5 protein-coding genes and 1 tRNA gene are annotated in these 3,376 nt (G+C 55.0%); 4 read left to right on the top strand and 2 right to left on the bottom strand.

Annotated features, from left to right (window positions below):
* A partial coding sequence (gene hisH / locus ABYP39_RS18125; RefSeq protein WP_372784017.1) for an imidazole glycerol phosphate synthase subunit HisH occupies positions 1-608 on the bottom strand: 608 nt, incomplete at its 3' end.
* A gap of 53 nt (positions 609-661) precedes the next feature.
* Positions 662-1,255 carry an imidazoleglycerol-phosphate dehydratase HisB gene (hisB, locus tag ABYP39_RS18120; RefSeq protein WP_372748803.1) on the bottom strand — a complete coding sequence of 198 codons (594 nt, stop codon included), beginning with the start codon at positions 1,253-1,255 and terminating at the stop codon, positions 662-664.
* A gap of 88 nt (positions 1,256-1,343) precedes the next feature.
* On the opposite strand from hisB, the gene ABYP39_RS18115 reads away from it, so the two are divergent.
* The 4 genes from ABYP39_RS18115 (at position 1,344) to ABYP39_RS18100 (ending at position 3,232) form a co-directional block, all read left to right on the top strand.
* Positions 1,344-1,739 (top strand): acetyl-CoA sensor PanZ family protein, encoded by a 396-nt coding sequence (locus ABYP39_RS18115; protein WP_372748804.1) that lies wholly within the window; start codon positions 1,344-1,346, stop codon positions 1,737-1,739.
* The gene (gene mutY / locus ABYP39_RS18110; RefSeq protein WP_372784015.1) at positions 1,727-2,782 is read left to right on the top strand and encodes an A/G-specific adenine glycosylase; all 1,056 of its coding nucleotides are present in this window, start codon (positions 1,727-1,729) and stop codon (positions 2,780-2,782) included. The genes ABYP39_RS18115 and mutY overlap by 13 nt, the downstream gene beginning before the upstream one ends.
* Positions 2,783-2,800: 18 nt before the next feature.
* Positions 2,801-3,073, top strand: coding sequence for an oxidative damage protection protein (locus ABYP39_RS18105; RefSeq protein WP_372748806.1), 273 nt, complete (start codon positions 2,801-2,803; stop codon positions 3,071-3,073).
* An 83-nt stretch (positions 3,074-3,156) separates the two neighbouring features.
* Positions 3,157-3,232 (top strand) — tRNA-Phe (locus ABYP39_RS18100).
* Positions 3,233-3,376: the final 144 nt, after the last annotated feature.

The raw sequence follows: 3,376 nt of genomic DNA, 5'->3' as shown, positions 1-3,376 counted from the left end.
CCCGCCTCACCACTTTTTTCCGGGTGAAACTGGGCAGCAAACACATTGTCTCGCGCCAGCACCGAGTGAAACTGCCGGCCGTATTCACTGACACCTGCAACCAGACCTTCATCTTCCACCTGCACAAAATAACTGTGCACAAAGTAGAACCGGCTGCCATCGGCAATACCCTGCCACAGCGGGTGGGCCTTTTTCTGGAACACATTGTTCCAGCCCATATGCGGCACTTTCAGTTTGTTGCCGTCGGCATCGACATGATTTTTACCAAAATAGCGCACTTGCCCGGCAATGGTATCAAAGCAGTCCACACCACCGTTTTCCTCACTGCGAGTCATCAGCGCCTGCATGCCCACACAAACTGCCAGCACAGGCTTGCCCGCGTCTATACAGTGATTAACCACATCGTCCAGCTTGAGGCGCCGTATCTCACCCATGCAATCACGAATAGCGCCCACACCGGGGAAAATCACCCGATCGGCGCTGATGATCTGCGAGCGTTCGTTGGTGACACGAACCTCGACATCGCCACCCACTTTTGCAAGCGCGCTCGCAACAGAATGGAGGTTGCCCATGCCATAGTCGATCACGGCAACAGAAGGCGTACTCATCGCATTATCCTGGTGTTGTTAAAACCTGAAGAAGTAAACGCAGCCTGCAGAAATTACAGACTGCCCTTGGTAGACGGCATGATACCTGCCATGCGCTCATCGTGAGACAACGCCATGCGCAAAGCGCGGCCAAAGGCCTTGAATACTGTTTCCGCCTGATGATGGGTATTGTGGCCACGCAGATTATCCACGTGCAGCGTTACCTTGGCGTGATTCACAAAGCCCTGAAAGAACTCGATAAACAGATCCACATCAAAACCACCCACCGAAGCACGGGTAAAAGGCACGTGAAACTCAAGCCCCGGTCGACCGGAAAAGTCGATTACTACGCGCGACAGAGCCTCGTCGAGCGGCACATAGGAGTGGCCATAGCGCACGATACCTTTCTTGTCGCCCACCGCCTGCGTGAATGCCTGGCCGAGGGTAATACCAATATCCTCTACCGTGTGGTGCGCGTCGATGTGCAGGTCACCCACCGCCTTGATATCCAGATCAATCAGGCCGTGACGGGCAATCTGATCCATCATGTGATCGAGAAAGGGCACCCCCGTCTCAAAATTGGCTGCACCGGTACCATCCAGATTCACACTGACGGTGATCTGGGTTTCCAGTGTATTGCGGGTGATTGTGGCCTTACGCTCCGCCATTTATCCTGCTCTTGTGTGAAAACGCGGTATTATAGAAAATCCCCGCCGCCATTACAGCCATTAAATACTGGATCAGTAAACACTCACTATGCCCGTAATCGCCGAAATTGTGTCAAAACCCTCCGATCAGGATCTGATAGACCTGGAAAAAACCTATGAAGGCCAGACCCAATGGCTACAAAACGCCATCGCTGGCAGCGATCTGGTCATCGGCGGACGCTTCAACGACCGGCTGGTCGCCGCCTGCGTACTTACAGACGAAGGCGACCACTGGCAGCTGGAAAAACTTCAGGTGCGCGCCATTACCCGTCGCCGGGGCGTCGCCCGCCAAACGCTCAACAGTATGCTGAAAAAGCTCGCCATCACTCGCCCCGTGCAAGTGGATCTGACCGACAATAGCGAGTTGACGGCGCTGTTTACTGAGCTTGGTTTTTCACGGAACACCGCCCATCAGGACAAGACAATCTATCAATGGCAGCCGTAACGCCCTCTTTTGCAGACCGCCTGCTACTCTGGTTCGACAAGCATGGTCGCAAGGACCTTCCGTGGCAGCAGGATATTTCTGCCTACCGGGTGTGGGTGTCTGAAATCATGCTGCAGCAAACCCAGGTCAACACGGTGATACCGTACTACCTGGATTTTATGAAAAGTTTCCCCACAGTGCAGCGCCTGGCCAGAGCCCCCATAGATCAGGTGTTGCACCACTGGGCCGGGTTGGGCTACTACGCTCGCGCCCGCAACCTGCACAAGGCCGCCAACTACGTGGTGGACGAACTAGGCGGCGAGTTCCCGAAAACCGTCGAAGACATGGAAAAACTGCCCGGCGTAGGTCGCTCCACTGCAGGCGCCATCATATCCATCGCCTACCGCAAGCGCGCGCCAATACTCGACGGCAACGTAAAACGGGTACTTGCCCGCCACCAGGCCATTGCCGGCTGGGCCGGCGAAGCCGCCACCCTCAATGCCCTGTGGCAGGCCAGCGAGGACACAACCCCGAACAAACGCCCCGCCGCCTATACCCAAGCCATCATGGATTTGGGCGCCACGGTGTGTACGCGCAGCAAACCCCGCTGCGGGGAGTGCCCGCTCAACAAAGACTGCACGGCCTTTAAAACCGGCACCCAGAGTGAATACCCCGGCAAAAAGCCGAAAAAGGCGATACCGGTGAAAGCTGTGCAGATGCTGATGATAGAAGCACCCAAGCAGCAGATTCTATTAGAGCTGCGCCCCAATCGTGGGATATGGGGCGGCCTGTGGAGCTTTCCGGAGGTTCCCGTTGAAGATCCGGCGGAAGATGTCGCCCTGCAACGCTTTGGCGTTAGCGGGAAAACCACCGCCAAAGCCGTGGTTCGCCATACGTTCAGCCACTACCATCTGGATATTCACCCTATCCACATCAAGCTCAAGGCGACTCCCACCCAGATAATGGAAGACAACCGGCTGCTCTGGTATAACGGCCCCTCGACACCGGAAGTCGGCCTCGCCGCCCCAGTGCAAAAGTTGCTAAAGCAGCTGATCAAAAAATAACCCCAACACAGTGACCCTATGACACGCAAAGTATTCTGCCGTAAATACCAGCAAGAACTCGATGGCCTTTCCAACCCACCCTTCCCTGGCGCACGCGGACAGGACATCTTCGACAATGTCTCTAAAAAAGCTTGGGACGAATGGCAGGCCCATCAAACCATGCTGATCAATGAGAAACAGCTGTCGATGATGGACCCGGAATCGCGCAAATACCTGCAGTCGGAGATGGAAAAGTTTCTGTCTGGCGAAGATTTCGACAAAGCCGAAGGTTATGTACCACCAAGTGAGTAAGGCCCCTTGACTCGGCAAACCTGAACAGGTTTAATACGCGCCTTCGCAAGTTCAGCAAGCCCATAAGAACTTCTCAGCGATATGCCCAGATAGCTCAGTCGGTAGAGCAGGGGATTGAAAATCCCCGTGTCGGTGGTTCGATTCCGCCTCTGGGCACCACTCTTATCTCATTGATTCAACATAATTTCTCAGCAGTCGCGTATCTCCGGCCATAATTAGACCAGGCTCGGCTCGGCTCTACCCCATTAACGGGGGATGGGCATTCATCTCACCCTGTTGATTATCCCGTCCCATCCACAATGG

It is taken from the genome of Litorivivens sp., assembly GCF_041625495.1.
Lineage (GTDB): Bacteria > Pseudomonadota > Gammaproteobacteria > Pseudomonadales > Spongiibacteraceae > Litorivivens.
Note: the sequence above shows the minus strand (reverse complement) of the source record. Positions and strands in the feature narration are given on the sequence as shown.